The organism is Mesorhizobium sp. ANAO-SY3R2, assembly GCF_042466635.1.
GTDB lineage: Bacteria > Pseudomonadota > Alphaproteobacteria > Rhizobiales > Rhizobiaceae > Aminobacter.
Genome location: NZ_CP159955.1, coordinates 3,094,019 through 3,108,125, shown reverse-complemented (window position 1 = coordinate 3,108,125; position 14,107 = coordinate 3,094,019). Strand labels below are relative to the sequence as shown.

Here is a 14,107-nt window from a genome sequence, read left to right as displayed (position 1 = left end):
TTCGACAATCGGGATTGGTCGAAAGCATGGCGGGACGCGTTCTTTCAATCGGCGAATGCATGGTCGAACTCAGCCAGGCCGAAGGCGGTCTGCTGCGGCAGGGATTTGCCGGCGACAGCTTCAACACGGCCTACTATTTGCGTGCCTTCCTGCCACAGGCGCAGCCGGTCGACTATTTCACCGCCGTCGGCACCGATCCCGTCTCCGACGCGATGCTGGCCTTCATCGAAGGCACCGGCGTCGGTACCAGCTTCATCCGGCGCGTACCGGAGCGGACGCCCGGCCTCTACATGATCCATCTCAAGGACGGCGAGCGCAGCTTCTCCTACTGGCGGTCGGCATCAGCTGCGCGGCTGCTGGCCGATGACGCCAATGCCCTGCACACCGCGATCGAGGCCTCGGAGACGATCTTCTTCTCCGGTATCACGCTGGCGATCCTTGCGCCCCCTGCGGTGGAAACCCTGCTTGCGGAAATCGGACGTGCCAGAGACGCGGGCAAGCTGGTTGCCTTCGACCCAAACATCCGCCCGCGGCTTTGGGCCGACGCCGATGCCATGCGCCGGACCATTTCTGCCGCTGCCTCCGCCGCAACGATGGTGATGCCGAGCTTCGAGGACGAGGCGGCACATTTCGGCGATGCCTCGATTGCCGCAACCGTCGCCCGCTACCGCGCCCTCGGCATAGAAAAGCTGGTGGTCAAGGACGGCGTGAACGGGATCACTCTGAGCTTTGATGGCCGGACGAGCTTTGTGCCTTCGGTCGCGGCCGAAGCCGTCGTCGACACGACTGGCGCCGGCGACAGCTTCAACGGTGCCTTTCTCGCAGCCTATCTCGAAACCGGCGACGAACGCCGTGCGGCAGAGTTCGCGGCTCGCGTCGCCGCCACCGTCATCGGCCACCACGGCGCGCTGCTGGCGCGAAGTGAGCTCCAGATACTCGCTGACGTTTGATCTGCGCTGCAACGGCGCGTGCCGGGTATTGGAACACTAGTTGTCGGTCTTGCGTCGCGGTCGCCATGTGGCATCTGCATAAGCAAGCGACACGCCGAAGAAGCCGAAGGCTGCAACGACGAAGGCGACTACGTAGATTGTCTCGGTTGGCATTGTTTCCTCCACTTGTGACCGGCGAATACTGTCCGCAGGGCGAAAGTCGCGCTTTGACCTGAATCAAGTGCTGGAGGAAGAACTGACAGTGAGCCGCCATCATGTCTCGATAGCGGCAATCGAATCGCGCGCGTTAGCAAATGGCGACGATCTTGATTCGTAAGCCTCTAGTGGGGACATAGCGCCCCAGGCAACGTCTGGGCGGAAGTGGGCGTGCGTCAGGCCAAGGGAGCATTCGACTGTAGCCATGAAAATGGCTGTTCGCACGCAAACCAAAAAATGTAATGAGAAACTTAAATGGTGCCCGGAGGTGGATTCGAACCACCGACACGCGGATTTTCAATCCGCTAATGATACCTGATTCTATTTATGTTTTTGCCATCATGTCGCGTCTGTGTTGCATGTGCGCTGCTGGCAAAACAGTGCGCTTGGAGTTATCGCCCCATAAGTGACCGGTAAAACTATCCGAATCCACGATGTGGAGCGACTGCTGTGATTCGTACTTTTTACCAAACCAGCCTTCGTAGGAGATACAGACGGGGAAGCACGCATCATACTTCCAAAACCCCTTGTCATTCTCCATTGTGGTTCCAAACGAGCACGCGGTTCTATCGTTGTTGTGCAAAATTGGCACCACTGTCGCGTCATCGAAGCAGGCAAGCCACATTCGCTTTCGCTCATTGTTCGCCCCGGAGCCGAGCGACGACGCCAATATAGCTGCGTCCAGCGGTCTTATTCTAATGTTTCGCGCCGGTATCGTTCCCGAATTGAGGAGCAGAAGATCATAGGCTATCGCTTCGTTACCTGCTGCATGCGTCTTGACCATGGCGGTGACGATTGGTCTGAAGGAGCGGTGCCAAAAGTGGAGTGAAAGACCGAGAGCTATCAAGGACACGAGGAGCGCGCTGAGCGCGATGGCGGTATCAAAACCTATGGTCATCCCAGGAGGCTCCGTTCTGCCGCTGCCAGTTCGTCGGCATCGTCGCCGCGCGGAAATAGGTGGCCGTAGACGTCCATGGTCATGACGATTGAACTATGGCCAAGACGCTCTTGAACTACTTTCGGGGGTAGGCCGAGCCCGCCATCTTGTGAGCGATTGATGCACCATGAGGCATAGAAGTGTCGCAGGGCGTGCATGCCTGTGTATTTTGCAGTCGGGAGTGGTTTGCCGTCCTCGTCCACTCCTTCGGTCTCTACGGTTACGCCTGCCTTGATCTGCACCGGGATCAGTCCGCGGTTGATGATGTTGGCAAGGTTCTCGACGTTGCCGGAGCCGTTGGCGAAGACGAGGTGCGCAGCCTTCACGTCGTCCCGGATCGGTTTGTTGTCGTCATCCCGACCAATGATCGGCCGGCTATAGGCAAGTTGCCATTCCTTCAGCGCGTTCACCACTATCGGAGGGATCGGGACCGTCCGCTCACCGGCCTCGGACTTCGGCCGTCCGATATCGTTGAAGCGGTCGGCGCGCTGATGGATATGGATCTCGCGCTTGTCTAGGTCCACATCGAGCCAGCGCAAGCCTCGTAGCTCCGATGCCCTCAGGCCGGCGAAGATCGCCGTCAACACTAATGGCCTCCAGCGACCCTCTAAGGCGCCTACAATGGCCTTGATCTCGTCTCTGGTCGGAATGTCCACCCCGACCTTTAGACGACTCTTCTGGCGCCGCTCCTGACGCCTGTTCTTGCCCTTCTGGCGGGCTCGACTCTTCTCCCTGACCGCGTTGCGAACTACCAGCCCGCGCTCTTGCGCATCGGCCAGAAGGGAGCCAAGGCTCACCAGCACCTTGCGTACCATCGCCGTCGAGCGGCCTGTCTCTCTCAGTTTATCCTCGAAATCACGAATGGCGGGCACGGTCAGCTTCGATAGCAGAGTGTCACCGATCAGCGGACCAATGTGTAGATTGAGGTGCTGTCGGTACTGGTCGACTGTTGATCGCTCGAGGCCAGTGGCTTCAGCGGTGGCGATCCAGAATGCACCGGCCGCCTTGATCGTCGCACTGGCGCTGTCGGCAACATGCGTGCCTTCCCGGACCTCAACTTTTGCCGTGGCCGAAAAGCTGTCAGCGTCCTTCTTTTTCGCGAACGTCTTAAGCCGGCGCTTGCCCTTGGTGTCAATGTAATCGACCACCCATGCCGATTTCTCGTTCCCGTCCTTATCCTCCCACGTGCGCTTGCGGATGGACATTATTTGTCGTCGCTGCCCTCAGGGCTTAGGGGTTTAATCTCAATCATCCTCCGTCCTTCCCCTTCACCAATCCATACTTTGAGATTCTCTTCACCGCTTGCAATGCGATCGAGGCTCATTTGGATGAGATCGCTGGCTAGACTGTCCAATATGCCCTTTGGCAGTTCCAACTGCTCCTGCAGTGCACGCATTCCACCCAGAACATCGCGGCTTAACATGATCACGGGCGACGGCCGATCTTCACCAGCAGATTTCCAAAGCTCGCTGTTGGTCGCTTCCACCCGCCCGAGGACGGTCAGGAACTTATTGCCGCCTGTCACTTTGCCAGATGGTGACTGGGCCCGAAGTTCTCGGAGCATCGCGATCGAATAGTCGAGCGCGTCAACCAGTTCCTCTAAGCTTGGATCTTCAGGGAAAGCCTCGCGAAGAACGTCCAAGATCTCAGAGTTCATCGACTTGCCGCTTTCTTCGGCAGCCCTCTTAATTTGATCGCGCATGCCCGGCGGCAGTCGCAATGGAAACTGATCTGAGCCTCGGCCCGGCTTGGCCATCGTTTATCCCCAAATGATATTACGGTAATTCTTTCCGCTTGACGCAGAATGAAATCACCGTAATGTAAATCACCGTAATGTTATTCGATCAAAACGTGCGTGGCAATGCAGTTAAGAAAGGATGGCAATGGAAGCGAACACAGACGCACTCGACCTCATTTGGGGCGTCGAGGATATAGGCAAGCTGATCGGCCGGAACTATCAGCAGACCTACCACATGATCACGAGTGGCAAGCTTCCGATGGTGAAGCAGGTTGGTGAACGGTACGTCGTCAGCCGCAAGAAGCTCGTGGCCTTCTTCATGGATGAAGCGGCATGACGGGCCTCGACCACCAACACACCGCGGTCATTGATGTTGCGGCCCAGTGGTTGGCGACGACGCGGCGGGACCAGATCGCTGGCCCTCTAGTGCCGGTGCTCCGGAAACGTTTCGGCTTGAGCGCACGGGAGGCATGCCAGGCGATTGCCGAGGCCAATCTGCGGAGGGCTCGAGCAGCATGAGGAGTTTTGCCGCGATCCCTCCCTCTGTGTGGCAGACCGACATCAAGAAGTTGCGCGGCGACATCGACGCTATCGCCGTGCACTATCACCTGACGACGAGTTCACACTCCACCATGATCGGCATCTACCCGTTGCCGCTGGTATACTTGGCCTATGAACTCGGAAGCCCCTTGGAAGGGGCTTCGAAGGGGCTTCGAAGGGTCTGCGAAGCCGGTATCGCCACCTACGACGAAGAGACGGAAATCATCTGGGTGCATGAAATGGCCGCCGCTCAGGTCGCGCCCCGCCTGAGCCCCAGGGACAACAGGGTTCTAGCGGTGGCAAAACAACTGGCGGCATTGCCTATCTGCCAGATAACATTGAGCTTTTACGCCCAATATCGAGACGCCTTCCACCTTAGAGATCTCCCGATCCTTGAGGAATTCGAAAGGGCCTTCCGAGGGGCTTCGGAGCCCCTTCGAAGCAAGGATAAGGAGAAGGAACAGGATAAGGACCTAGGAGCAGGAAAAGGAAAATCTGGCTCTGAGCTAAAAGAACCTAGCTCTACGCATCCGCGAGACAAACAACCTGAAGATCCCTACGAGCCCCTGGCAACGCTGGAGCAGGGCAAGCTGTTCCTAATCAAGATCGGCGTCCCATCCAATCGCATGGAGACCGCCCTACAACGCCTTATGAGGGGCGCGCTGTTCCCTTGCGACGTCGAGGAATGGATGCGCGAGACCGAAGTAATGCGGGGTGCGGCATGACGCAGTTTGATCTCTTCGCATGGGCTGATAGCAAGCCCTCGAACATCGTCGACGTGATGCCTGCCCTTATCCGCAAGGCGGCCCTGGAGACCATGTACGACATTCCGCGGCCAAAGGGCGAGGCCAAGATCGTCACCCTGACCAGGAGGGCCGCATGATGCCGTTGGTGAGCCTGCTTCAGGCTGTTGCCATTGCGGGATGCGCAGTGAGCGCTCTGCTGATCTCGATATCGCTTCGCCGCTGGGCTGCTTCCGTGGACGCAAGGCTGTATCGGATCGACACGCTTCTGGATGCTGCCGAAGGCAAGAAAAGGAAGAGGGTCTCGGAGTGACGGTCCCTGCTTCCTATGATCATCGAGTTTCCGCCAGACGCGCCGGCAGGCAGTACCTTGATGCGAGGCTTGGCTTTGGAGGAGATGCGCAACGGATCGATGAGGTTTATCACATGGGCGCCTGGATTGCCGTATCTATCCGGCTCCCTCGCGACGTCGAAGCTGCTGATCAGCTTAGCACCGTTCGGCGCGGTGACTACGGCCTCCTCCGCTTGCCACTCAACATCCGAGCGATTGGCGACTTCGATCGTGACTTCGTACCAGTCGGCAACATCGGTCGGCGTGATTGCGATGGATACCACTGGCAAGTCGGCAGTGACCTGTTTCCTGTACACCACCCATGCGATCCACGCGGCCGTACCTGCCGCCACAGCGCTCATAGCGCTGAAAAACAGCGTCAAGAACTCCATCTGCACCCCTCCCATCTAGGTGCCATCAAATCACAGCACTGGTTGTCCACCAAGGTGGATCTCATCGACGGGGGCGCCGCATGAGCCGTGCTTCCGCGCATGTGGTCAGGATTGATGAGCGGCCTGCTAAAAGAGGCGAATCTACAGGGGCCGGACACCGGGTCATCCTGTCGCGGCCCGGGGAGACGCTCCGGATCGAACAGGCTGCGCACCATGCGACGCGAAACACGAAGACTATTCGCCGCTGGTGCTTTCTCTATGGGATCGGTCGCCAGGCGGGGCCGAACGCCCCGTTGGAAATCCATCGCGTAGCGCTCGATATGGTGCTGCACGGCGACTTCGATGCCCTTGAACTCTTGAGGCAGGGCCGGCGCGATCATGAGGATGTAGCCCGCTACTTCGACCTCGCTGGCCTGCCCATCTGAGACCGGCAAAGATGTCCAAGTACGTCCAATTCTCATCGGTGCCGACAGGTGCTTCTCTGTGTCCCAAGCAGGCGCAAAGGAGTTGGTGGGAATGGCCGATGCCGCAAGTAAACAGGACCGGGAGGAGTGCAGGTGATGCTGACTGGCGCTCGCGTCACTGCCGGGTTCCGAGCGGCTCTGTTCGAGGCTGCCGGCCGTGCTGGAATGACCCCTGGTGAGTTCGCTCTGATCGCCGCCGGCGAGAAGCTGCGCGCCAGCGGCCGCGACTTTCCCGGCGTCTTCAGCGCGCATGAACGGGATGCGGCCAGAGCATGACCGCAAAGCCCTTTACTCGCTTTCAGCCAGGCAAGAGCGGTAACCCGAAAGGGCGGCCGGTCGGTTCGCGCAACAAGGTTACGATTGCTGTCGAGAACTCAGCGACGCCGAACTGGATCGCCTCGAGACCTTCGTGATGCGAGCCGCAGCAATAGCGGGCGATGGCGATGACAGCATCCTCGTTCCGACCGAGTGTGGGCATCTCCGCGACTTCATCGCCTTCGTTGACCGGGACGAGGAGGCGTATTTCGCAGCCATCGCGGAGGCAGCAAATGCGTAACCTCCGCCAGCGTATCGACGCCCTGGAACGTGCCTCTGTCGGGGTTGCTCCGATGGAGGCCGTTGTTGTCGACCGCATCATCATCTGCCCCATGAAAGGGCCGATTGGGACGATGCGGCGGCACAGCCTGCATGGCTGCTCGTTTTTCGACGCAGCGGGCCAGGAACTCAGTGAGACCGACTGGCGGGCTCTCCTCTCCGAGAACCGGCACTCGAGCATTGCTGAGGCTCGCCGTGAGAACTGACCTTCGCCGGCGCATAGAACTCCTCGAGCACGTAAAGCCCATCGTGGGGCTCTCCTCAGACGGAAACGCTCGGGAGGAAGCCTTCGCCAAGGCAACGTCGTTCGTAGACGCCAACGGTGGCCGTCGAGACAACGAGTCCTTGGCCGCGGCCATGGCTCGGATCATGGGCCTTACCTCTGTCGAGCTGATGTCAAACCTGAGCGGTGGCGCCACGGCCGCCGCTCGCACGTCATAGGAATCGGACCAATGACCACCGTCAAAGTCAAGCTGCTGACAGTCACCGGGGCCGGCGTGCTCGAAATGGAAGGTGCGCCTGAGGACGAGGTCGAATTCCGATCCCGCGCAATCAGACCCTATCGACCGGCCGACGTAAAGGTGAACGGCGATCCAGCTGGGACGGCTATCGCGACCACGGACCCGATTAGCTGCACGTGGGCGCGGCGCAATCGGCTGACTGAAAGTGTGGCGTCGCCGCTCTGCTGGACAGACCCGGATCAGGAGCCGGAGGTCGGGCAGACCACGACGATAATCCTCTATGAGCTGGACGGGGTAACCGAGATCACGCGGATCACCGGCTTGACCGGGACATCCTACGATCTCGCTTGGTCGGCATTCGGTGGCAATGATGCGGCAATTCTGAAGTTCATCTCCGAACGCGACGGCTATGAGAGTTGGACGGGATACGCGATCCAGGTCACGCTTCCAAATCTGGCAATCGCCGGCTCGCCAGTCCTGACGGCCACCCTAGGTGCAGCCTATGCCGGGTTCACGGCGACGGCTTCGTATGGCACGCCGCCCTATACCTATTCGCTTGTCGGGGCATGGCCGGCGGGAATCTCGATCAACGCCTCGTCGGGCGAGGTTTCCGGCACGCCGACCGCGAGCGAATCGTTTGCCGGGCTGTCGGTCCGAGTGACGGATGCGGCATCAAATACGGCTGACGTGCCGAGTTTTACCTTGCCGGTCGAAACAAACCTCGGGGCTGTGACGTCACTCGGATCATATTCCCGCGCCCATGTCGCTGCGGCGCCCTATTCAATCACCGGGGCGGCGCTCGGAACCGCGACGAAAAGACGGCTGGCGTTGCTGGTAGAGTGGACCAACCGCGTCACAAACATGAGCCTCAACTCCATACTGGTCGACGGGACCGGTGCCAAAAGACTAGCGGCGGCGGTCGATGGCGCGTCGCTCCAAAATGTCGAACTGTGGTTGGTCGATCTGTCGGCTGCAAACGCCACCAGTGGTGACATCACCTTCGGATGGAGCAGCAATAACCTCAACCCCGACAAGGGCCTGTCGGTCAGGGTGTTTGATGTCACGACCGAACTTCCGGGGGCGTTCTACGCCCGATGGGGCTGGGCGACGTTTGCGAATGTCGCAGCCGGTGTGACGCTGTCCATCCCGGCACCTAGCATCGTGTTTGGTGGGTATGTCCATGCAAATGGCAGCACACCAATGCCAGCAACGCCTGTCTTCGCTAGTGGCGATTTGAAAAACGATATAGCAGCATCGGCGACGACGACCCAGGCATCACGCAGCGCGAGCCGACACATAACGGCAACCGGCCTCCTTACAGTGTCCATGGCGGCGTCCTCCGGTGCCACAAGCCGCGAAATGCTGGGCGCATTTGCCCTTGGGCATATGGGCGCCAGCCTGTCCATAGCTCTCGTCACGGCCGACACCGCCCATGCGTCAGCGACGAACACGAAGGCTGATCTTGAGCTTCTCGGCCATACGGTCACCCTGATCACGGACAGCGCCATCGGATCGACGGACTTCGCCAGCTTCGACTTGATCGTGGCGGTGCGCAGCACAGCAACCTCAGCCACATCAGCGAGTGCAACCGTTGCGGGCCAGTTTCGGGCGCTCGTGAATGGTGGCAAGCCCTTGGTTGTCAGTTCGAATTGCTCTGGCCCCATCTCTGCGGGCGCGGGGCGCAGCACCGTCGCAACTTTGATGAACCTGACCGGGACATGGACCATTCGCGACAGCACGACTGGCACTCTCTCGGAGAGGCAGGACAGCACGATCACCAGCACCGTACACGCCATCACGCACGGATTTTTTGATGTAGGCTTGCTGCCTGTCTATGCCGCTCCCAACTTTCGGGCGAAGCTTACGAGCGGCCAGCCCTATGTCGGAACAAAACTGGCAAATGGTGCCGGAAGCGACGACACGGAGGCGCGTCTGATCGCTATCGAGGCTGGCACAACCGACCTCGCGAGCCAAACTGTCGCGGCACGGGTTGTGTTGGGCGATCTGCCCTACTCAGGGCAAGGCAAGTTGACCCTTGCCGGAGCCACTCTGCTCAGCCGCATGTGCCTGTGGGCGGCAGGGAAGATCGGCTGACCGCGTGGGGCCGGGCAGGGGCGACGATATGGACACTCGGAACCACACCCCGCTCGACGCGATTGCCGACGCCATCCGCACCAACCTGGCGCACAGCAGTCGCACCCACTCGGTCCTCTATGCACTCGCCGGCCATTTCATCATCGGCATCGCGATCGGTCTCGGGGTGGCTGTAGGGCTCGCGATAGCGGGCTGAGGAGAATGCTCGGACGTCACTGACCTCACACCAATATATTGGGGGTATCATGTCTTATCGATACTACCTGTTCCCCGATGAAGGGGATCCACTTCGCATTTCGCAGCGCCTGCTCGAGGGATTGGTAGCTGGCCGCGACGCCATTCCGCACTACGCCGACACACGGCAGCGCGTGCTCTCCGCCAGGTTGGAGCTAGAGGCAGGCAAGCCCGTACGCATTCTGGAGACCCAGGCTTCCATCTGGGTGTTCGATGATGAGGGACACATACGAGACGGCCTGCTTCAGGCGCTCGTGCTCGCGATGGACACGTTGCCGACGCCGCCCAAGGACGAGAAGACGGTGGTTGAGCTCCGCCCCCGAACGTCCAAGCGCAAGTTGGAAGAGGAGTTCCGCTGGGAACCAGGCCAGTCCGAGATTGATCGCGTGATCGCCGACATATGGCCGAAGCAAAAGGCGGACCGCCTGAAATCGATCCAGGGGGAGCTGAAAAAGAAACCGCCGCTGACCTCGGATGCGCGATGGGCAATTGAACAGATTTCGACCGATTTCTGGAAGTTTGCGAACCTGATTTCCACTCTGAAAGAGCCGAGCCAGAAGTCCTTCGGCTTCGAAGCGCGTGAGCGCGCGCAGGAAGAGCTGGAATACGCGCACCTCTACAACGCCCTTGCCGCCATGTCCGACTGGCAACTCGAAGTCCAGCGCCGGCGGCGGACCGGACGTGGGGTCTGGTATGCAGTCGTCGAGGTGATGCTGCACCGACAAGACATAAAGGCTTACGAAACTGCAGAGCGCTTCTACGAACGCTGCAGTAGCCGCGATGAGGCGGTGCTCGCCGTTCGGCGTCTACTGGTCGAACACGCATCGAAGTTCACCGACTACACAACCGTCGAAGGCGAGTTGCTGACCGATCTGGAGTGGGAGCAGCGGGCCTATCCCGACTGAGGCGCCTGCCTCATCGGATGGCCGGAGCGGTAGAATGTCGATTGATCAACGCGAGGATGGGAATGCCTGACCAGCACACTGGAGTGATCACCGAAATCGAGGTCGAGCACGTCGGCATGATCCGTCTCCCCAACATGTGGCAGTGGGCAAGGATCAAGCGGGTCCGCGGCCTAAACCGGGAATTCGCCCAGCTGGCGGCGGCGTGCTCCATGACTATCCAGCAATTCAAACAACTGCCCTTGGAGAAGCGACAGGAGGTGTGGGCCGCCTACCTGAGCCTGACCAGCCCCACCAACGTGGGGAGGTCGGCAGCCCCCGAAAACGGACCGGCAAGTTCCAAAAGGGCATCCACCGAAGCGACGAGGAAAAGGTCGCGATCGGCCGCAAGCTGCTAGAGGTGAAGGCCGAGTTTCCGCGCGGCCACTTCGGCTCCTGGCTGGTCGAACAGGGCATTCCTAAAGGTTTCGCGCGCATGGCGATGAGACTGGCGAGGGCTGCCTGAAGGGGTAGCGCGCCGCCCCGATGGACCGTGCGCGTACCTCGAGCAATCCGCGTATTCTTGCGCTGAATCGGCAAACTGCGCAAGCATCGTGCACGTGTTGTGCCCGTGAGCACCCCGACATCAGAAAACAGCATCATCAGGCTGCGGCCTTCCTTGAAACAAGATGGCGAGCAAATCGACAGGCTCTGTGCACCCAACAAGGAGTGGAGGGGATTCTGGCTCGAAATAGTTTTGACCGGCGCGAAGATCTGGTATCGGTCCGTTGATGACAATTCGAACGCCGCTCAGGTTGCAGTCCTTGAGAGTGCTTCGAGTGAGGGAACCGCAATCTATCTCCTTGAAGCGGCATCGTTTGAACGAGCAGTTTTCCATCGAGAGCGCTGCCATTCTCTCAATATCGCAATGCCTGAATACGAGGTGTCGGAAACGAAAGCCGTCCAAATTCTCTTTGAAAGCTTGGCCGGCAAAATCGCCGCCGACATAGGTACACGTGCGGGCACCACGGACGAGACGCCAGTTCGTCTCATAGTCGTCGTACCGAGCAGAGGTCTCATAGTCCTCAACAAAGATTAGATGATCAGCGACCTGGGCAGGCCTCAAATCGTATGCTGTCTGCAGCGCAGTGATCGCACGCTTGATGTTGGCGCCGGTATGGCCTTCGCCACCCTTTTGTTGAACAAAATCGATCAAGAGAGTTAGAGCTTGATTCCCAAAGAGATCAGGATCTGTCCGAGCGACAACGCTGAGTGTTGCTATCCCCGCGGTGACATTGGCTGCATCATTGTCAGCAAGCAGTTTCGCACCGTCTTGCAACAGCTTAGCGAGGTTGGTTTCCTCTGTGGCAGCGATCTGACGATCTGTGAAGGCCAACTGGCGCTCAACTCGGTACCCTTGGAGGATGGCTTCCCTTGTTTGTCGACTTGCCGTCATGCTTCGCCAGATGGCGAGCGGAAGGCCGATCACTCCCAAGACAAACAACCCAATGTTCCGCACTAGTTCAATTCGGACCCTCAAATCGTCAGTGGTAGTAGGGACTGGATCGAAGATCCGCCAAACGGCCCATATGCCGAACGCCAGAATTACTGCCGAGAAAACAATAAGCGTAACGCCGATGCCATCTACTGCCTGATGATTCTCGCGACTTTCAACTTTGTCCCGCAAGACATACGCCCCCTCACATTGCCCATTCCAGCTAACGTCAATGCGCGGCGTCTGCAAGCGAGGGCAGCATAAACGCATAGCGCGCGAGATACGGCTTGTTCCGGCGGTCGTTGGTGCCTCTCAAGCCTCCTCTCGGGCAAGCTTAACCCAGGGGCGATCCTGGCCTCCTGCTGTAGCCATTCCCGGGGGCAGGACACACAGGGAGCGCCTTTCCCGCTCAGGATGTCAGGGAGAATGCTGCGCGTTGTTCAGCATCTGGCCTATCAGCCCTATTTCTAGCATTTTAGTGAACATTGCATCGTCCGGTTCGCCTGTTACCGGGAGGCCAAACAGCGCTTGGAATTCGCTAATTGCTGCGCGGGTCGGCCGGTCCACAACGCCAGTTGCAGATAGACCTGAATGCCCAAAGGCTCGTAGCGCGCCTTGTATGCCAAAGACATAGTCGCGATCGTACGAGACGAAAGCGTGGCTGCATACTCAGCGGGTGGCGTTGTGCAGCCCGCGACCACGAGAATCGCCATAGTGGCTGCGGCTCTTGCCTTCATCCCCCAGCCCCCAGTGCCGAGCATCTATTCCTTGTTCCCTCATTGGGCGGTGAATGCTCCTCGGTCAACAGGACCTGGGAGATCGACGGTGCGGCCCACAACTGAACATACGCCCGGCTCGACAGACTGCGCGATAGCTGATCTGTTGTGCTCGCAAGCAAGGGGGGTATCTATGAAAATTGCACTTCTGGCCGCTTTGGCGGTCCTTGCTCTGTCCATGTCTGCCAATGCCCACGGGGGCGGTTGCAGGAAGAGCTTGCCGCCCGGCCAATGCTGCCACATGGACAATAGCGCCGGCTCAGTCCACTGCCACTGAAACTGATGAAGACAGCATAGTGCGCAAGCGCCAGCGGGTCGGCCCGCTCCTTCGCGCCTGCCACCACGAGCCAATTTGATTTCTTTTGGTTCAATTCAAAGAGCCGGCTCGATGTTGACATTTGTTGACAGGCTTGACGCGGTTATTAACGGCTGGCAGGACTGCTGGCGTTCCGCGTGATCAGGTGGGGGGAGCCACTTGGAGCCAGTGCCTGTTGTTAAATGTTAAGGTTCTGGAGGCCATTTAAAGTGCCTGCTTCTAGGTGGACCTGAGCGCTGCGATGTCAGCATTTGCAAGCAGACATGCGCCTTGCAATCGCGTCGGCAACTGAAGTTTTCTGAAGTGGCTGAACCCCCTGCTGCTCGGACGTCCTCTAAGCCCCTACACCGATGGGGAGAAGGTCGCGATCGGCCCCCAAGCTTTCTTGAGCGCAGCAGCCACAACAGCCGGGCCGTCGAAGCACGCCAACGCCTGCACCACATATGTTTGCTGCTCGCTGGTTAGCTTTCCTTTTGCCATGGCGATTTCAGGAACCCATCAGGTATGGCTTCTGCGATAATCCAGCCTCCGTTCCCACGAGTTTTGCGCACGAGGCGATGAGGCGGGCGAGCGCCGCGTGGCGGCCACCTCAACATTCTTCAACATCTGCTGCCGCTGCCTGATCAGCCGCAATGACAGCATTTGACAGCAAACGGGGTGCCCTCGGTGAATGCTGCGGCCGTTGGCACCATAACATTTGATAACAGGCGGGATCCCTGATCCTGCAGCACGCTGCTTGTAGGTGAGGGATCACTGGCACAGAGGCAGCGATGTCAGGTTTTGTCAGGTACCGATCAGGTATCGATCCGCCTTGTCGCGCGTGCGACATCGTGGCTCTCGCATGGCTGCCGGCCAATATCGATGCCGTACTCTCGTTTGACGGCAGCCACCACGACAGCAAGCCCATCGACGGCAGCTTTGCGCCCCCATCTTTGCCGTTCGCGAACTGCTATGCAGAACCCAGAA

Annotated in this window: 19 protein-coding genes; 12 read left to right on the top strand and 7 right to left on the bottom strand. The window is 59.2% G+C overall.

Translation table 11 applies throughout. The features are described 5' to 3' along the window. Nucleotides 1-26 precede the first annotated feature (26 nt). Nucleotides 27-950, top strand: coding sequence for a sugar kinase (locus tag ABSY17_RS19890; protein ID WP_378944436.1), 924 nt, complete (start codon nucleotides 27-29; stop codon nucleotides 948-950). Nucleotides 951-1,470: 520 nt separating this feature from the next. Here the strand turns inward: ABSY17_RS19890 and ABSY17_RS19885 are convergent. From ABSY17_RS19885 to ABSY17_RS19875, 3 genes are read right to left on the bottom strand one after another with little or no spacing between them, the layout of a single operon-like run. Then, complete coding sequence (locus tag ABSY17_RS19885) at nucleotides 1,471-2,043, bottom strand: hypothetical protein (RefSeq protein ID WP_378944433.1); 573 nt, start codon at nucleotides 2,041-2,043, stop codon at nucleotides 1,471-1,473. Continuing rightward, on the bottom strand, nucleotides 2,040-3,287 hold the full coding sequence (xerC, locus tag ABSY17_RS19880) for a tyrosine recombinase XerC (RefSeq protein ID WP_378944431.1): 1,248 nt from the start codon (nucleotides 3,285-3,287) through the stop codon (nucleotides 2,040-2,042). The genes ABSY17_RS19885 and xerC overlap by 4 nt, the downstream gene beginning before the upstream one ends. Then, the gene (locus ABSY17_RS19875) at nucleotides 3,287-3,838 is read right to left on the bottom strand and encodes an Arc family DNA-binding protein (RefSeq protein ID WP_378944428.1); all 552 of its coding nucleotides are present in this window, start codon (nucleotides 3,836-3,838) and stop codon (nucleotides 3,287-3,289) included. Before ABSY17_RS19875 ends, xerC begins: the two co-directional genes overlap by 1 nt. Before the next feature lie 127 nt (nucleotides 3,839-3,965). Here ABSY17_RS19875 and ABSY17_RS19870 point away from each other — a divergent pair, with 127 nt between their 5' ends. From ABSY17_RS19870 to ABSY17_RS19860, 3 genes are all read left to right on the top strand, one after another. Continuing rightward, nucleotides 3,966-4,157: a hypothetical protein gene (locus ABSY17_RS19870; protein WP_378944426.1), complete on the top strand. Its 192-nt coding sequence runs from the start codon at nucleotides 3,966-3,968 to the stop codon at nucleotides 4,155-4,157. 178 nt (nucleotides 4,158-4,335) lie between these two features. After that, on the top strand, nucleotides 4,336-5,085 hold the full coding sequence (locus ABSY17_RS19865) for a hypothetical protein (protein WP_378944424.1): 750 nt from the start codon (nucleotides 4,336-4,338) through the stop codon (nucleotides 5,083-5,085). Next, on the top strand, nucleotides 5,082-5,243 hold the full coding sequence (locus tag ABSY17_RS19860) for a hypothetical protein (protein WP_378944421.1): 162 nt from the start codon (nucleotides 5,082-5,084) through the stop codon (nucleotides 5,241-5,243). The genes ABSY17_RS19865 and ABSY17_RS19860 overlap by 4 nt, the downstream gene beginning before the upstream one ends. Before the next feature lie 19 nt (nucleotides 5,244-5,262). On the opposite strand, the gene ABSY17_RS19855 is transcribed toward ABSY17_RS19860, so the two are convergent. Continuing rightward, nucleotides 5,263-5,826 carry a hypothetical protein gene (locus ABSY17_RS19855; protein ID WP_378944419.1) on the bottom strand — a complete coding sequence of 188 codons (564 nt, stop codon included), beginning with the start codon at nucleotides 5,824-5,826 and terminating at the stop codon, nucleotides 5,263-5,265. A gap of 80 nt (nucleotides 5,827-5,906) precedes the next feature. Here ABSY17_RS19855 and ABSY17_RS19850 point away from each other — a divergent pair, with 80 nt between their 5' ends. The 8 genes from ABSY17_RS19850 to ABSY17_RS19815 all read left to right on the top strand — a co-directional run bounded on the left by ABSY17_RS19850 (nucleotide 5,907) and on the right by ABSY17_RS19815 (nucleotide 10,973). Then, complete coding sequence (locus ABSY17_RS19850) at nucleotides 5,907-6,251, top strand: hypothetical protein (protein WP_378944416.1); 345 nt, start codon at nucleotides 5,907-5,909, stop codon at nucleotides 6,249-6,251. Between the two features lie 135 nt (nucleotides 6,252-6,386). Beyond that, nucleotides 6,387-6,566 carry a hypothetical protein gene (locus ABSY17_RS19845; RefSeq protein WP_378944413.1) on the top strand — a complete coding sequence of 60 codons (180 nt, stop codon included), beginning with the start codon at nucleotides 6,387-6,389 and terminating at the stop codon, nucleotides 6,564-6,566. Next, entirely contained in the window at nucleotides 6,563-6,703 is a 141-nt protein-coding gene (locus tag ABSY17_RS19840) for a DUF5681 domain-containing protein (RefSeq protein WP_378944410.1), read from the top strand. The genes ABSY17_RS19845 and ABSY17_RS19840 overlap by 4 nt, the downstream gene beginning before the upstream one ends. Before the next feature lie 135 nt (nucleotides 6,704-6,838). Beyond that, nucleotides 6,839-7,090, top strand: coding sequence for a hypothetical protein (locus ABSY17_RS19835; RefSeq protein WP_378944407.1), 252 nt, complete (start codon nucleotides 6,839-6,841; stop codon nucleotides 7,088-7,090). A 246-nt stretch (nucleotides 7,091-7,336) separates the two neighbouring features. Next, nucleotides 7,337-9,439 carry a putative Ig domain-containing protein gene (locus tag ABSY17_RS19830; protein WP_378944405.1) on the top strand — a complete coding sequence of 701 codons (2,103 nt, stop codon included), beginning with the start codon at nucleotides 7,337-7,339 and terminating at the stop codon, nucleotides 9,437-9,439. A 28-nt stretch (nucleotides 9,440-9,467) separates the two neighbouring features. Further along, nucleotides 9,468-9,635 (top strand): hypothetical protein, encoded by a 168-nt coding sequence (locus tag ABSY17_RS19825; protein ID WP_378944403.1) that lies wholly within the window; start codon nucleotides 9,468-9,470, stop codon nucleotides 9,633-9,635. 49 nt (nucleotides 9,636-9,684) lie between these two features. Further along, on the top strand, nucleotides 9,685-10,578 hold the full coding sequence (locus ABSY17_RS19820) for a hypothetical protein (protein WP_378944400.1): 894 nt from the start codon (nucleotides 9,685-9,687) through the stop codon (nucleotides 10,576-10,578). Nucleotides 10,579-10,640: 62 nt separating this feature from the next. Continuing rightward, a complete protein-coding gene (locus ABSY17_RS19815) occupies nucleotides 10,641-10,973 on the top strand; it encodes a hypothetical protein (protein ID WP_378944398.1) in 333 nt (110 codons plus the stop codon). A 227-nt stretch (nucleotides 10,974-11,200) separates the two neighbouring features. On the opposite strand, the gene ABSY17_RS19810 is transcribed toward ABSY17_RS19815, so the two are convergent. From ABSY17_RS19810 to ABSY17_RS19800, 3 genes are all read right to left on the bottom strand, one after another. Beyond that, nucleotides 11,201-12,241, bottom strand: coding sequence for a hypothetical protein (locus ABSY17_RS19810; protein WP_378944395.1), 1,041 nt, complete (start codon nucleotides 12,239-12,241; stop codon nucleotides 11,201-11,203). A 225-nt stretch (nucleotides 12,242-12,466) separates the two neighbouring features. Further along, nucleotides 12,467-12,616, bottom strand: a complete 150-nt coding sequence (locus tag ABSY17_RS19805) for a peptidoglycan-binding domain-containing protein (RefSeq protein WP_378944392.1) — start codon at nucleotides 12,614-12,616, stop codon at nucleotides 12,467-12,469. Nucleotides 12,617-13,483: 867 nt separating this feature from the next. After that, nucleotides 13,484-13,621: a DUF2280 domain-containing protein gene (locus ABSY17_RS19800; RefSeq protein ID WP_378944390.1), complete on the bottom strand. Its 138-nt coding sequence runs from the start codon at nucleotides 13,619-13,621 to the stop codon at nucleotides 13,484-13,486. Nucleotides 13,622-14,107 lie beyond the last annotated feature (486 nt).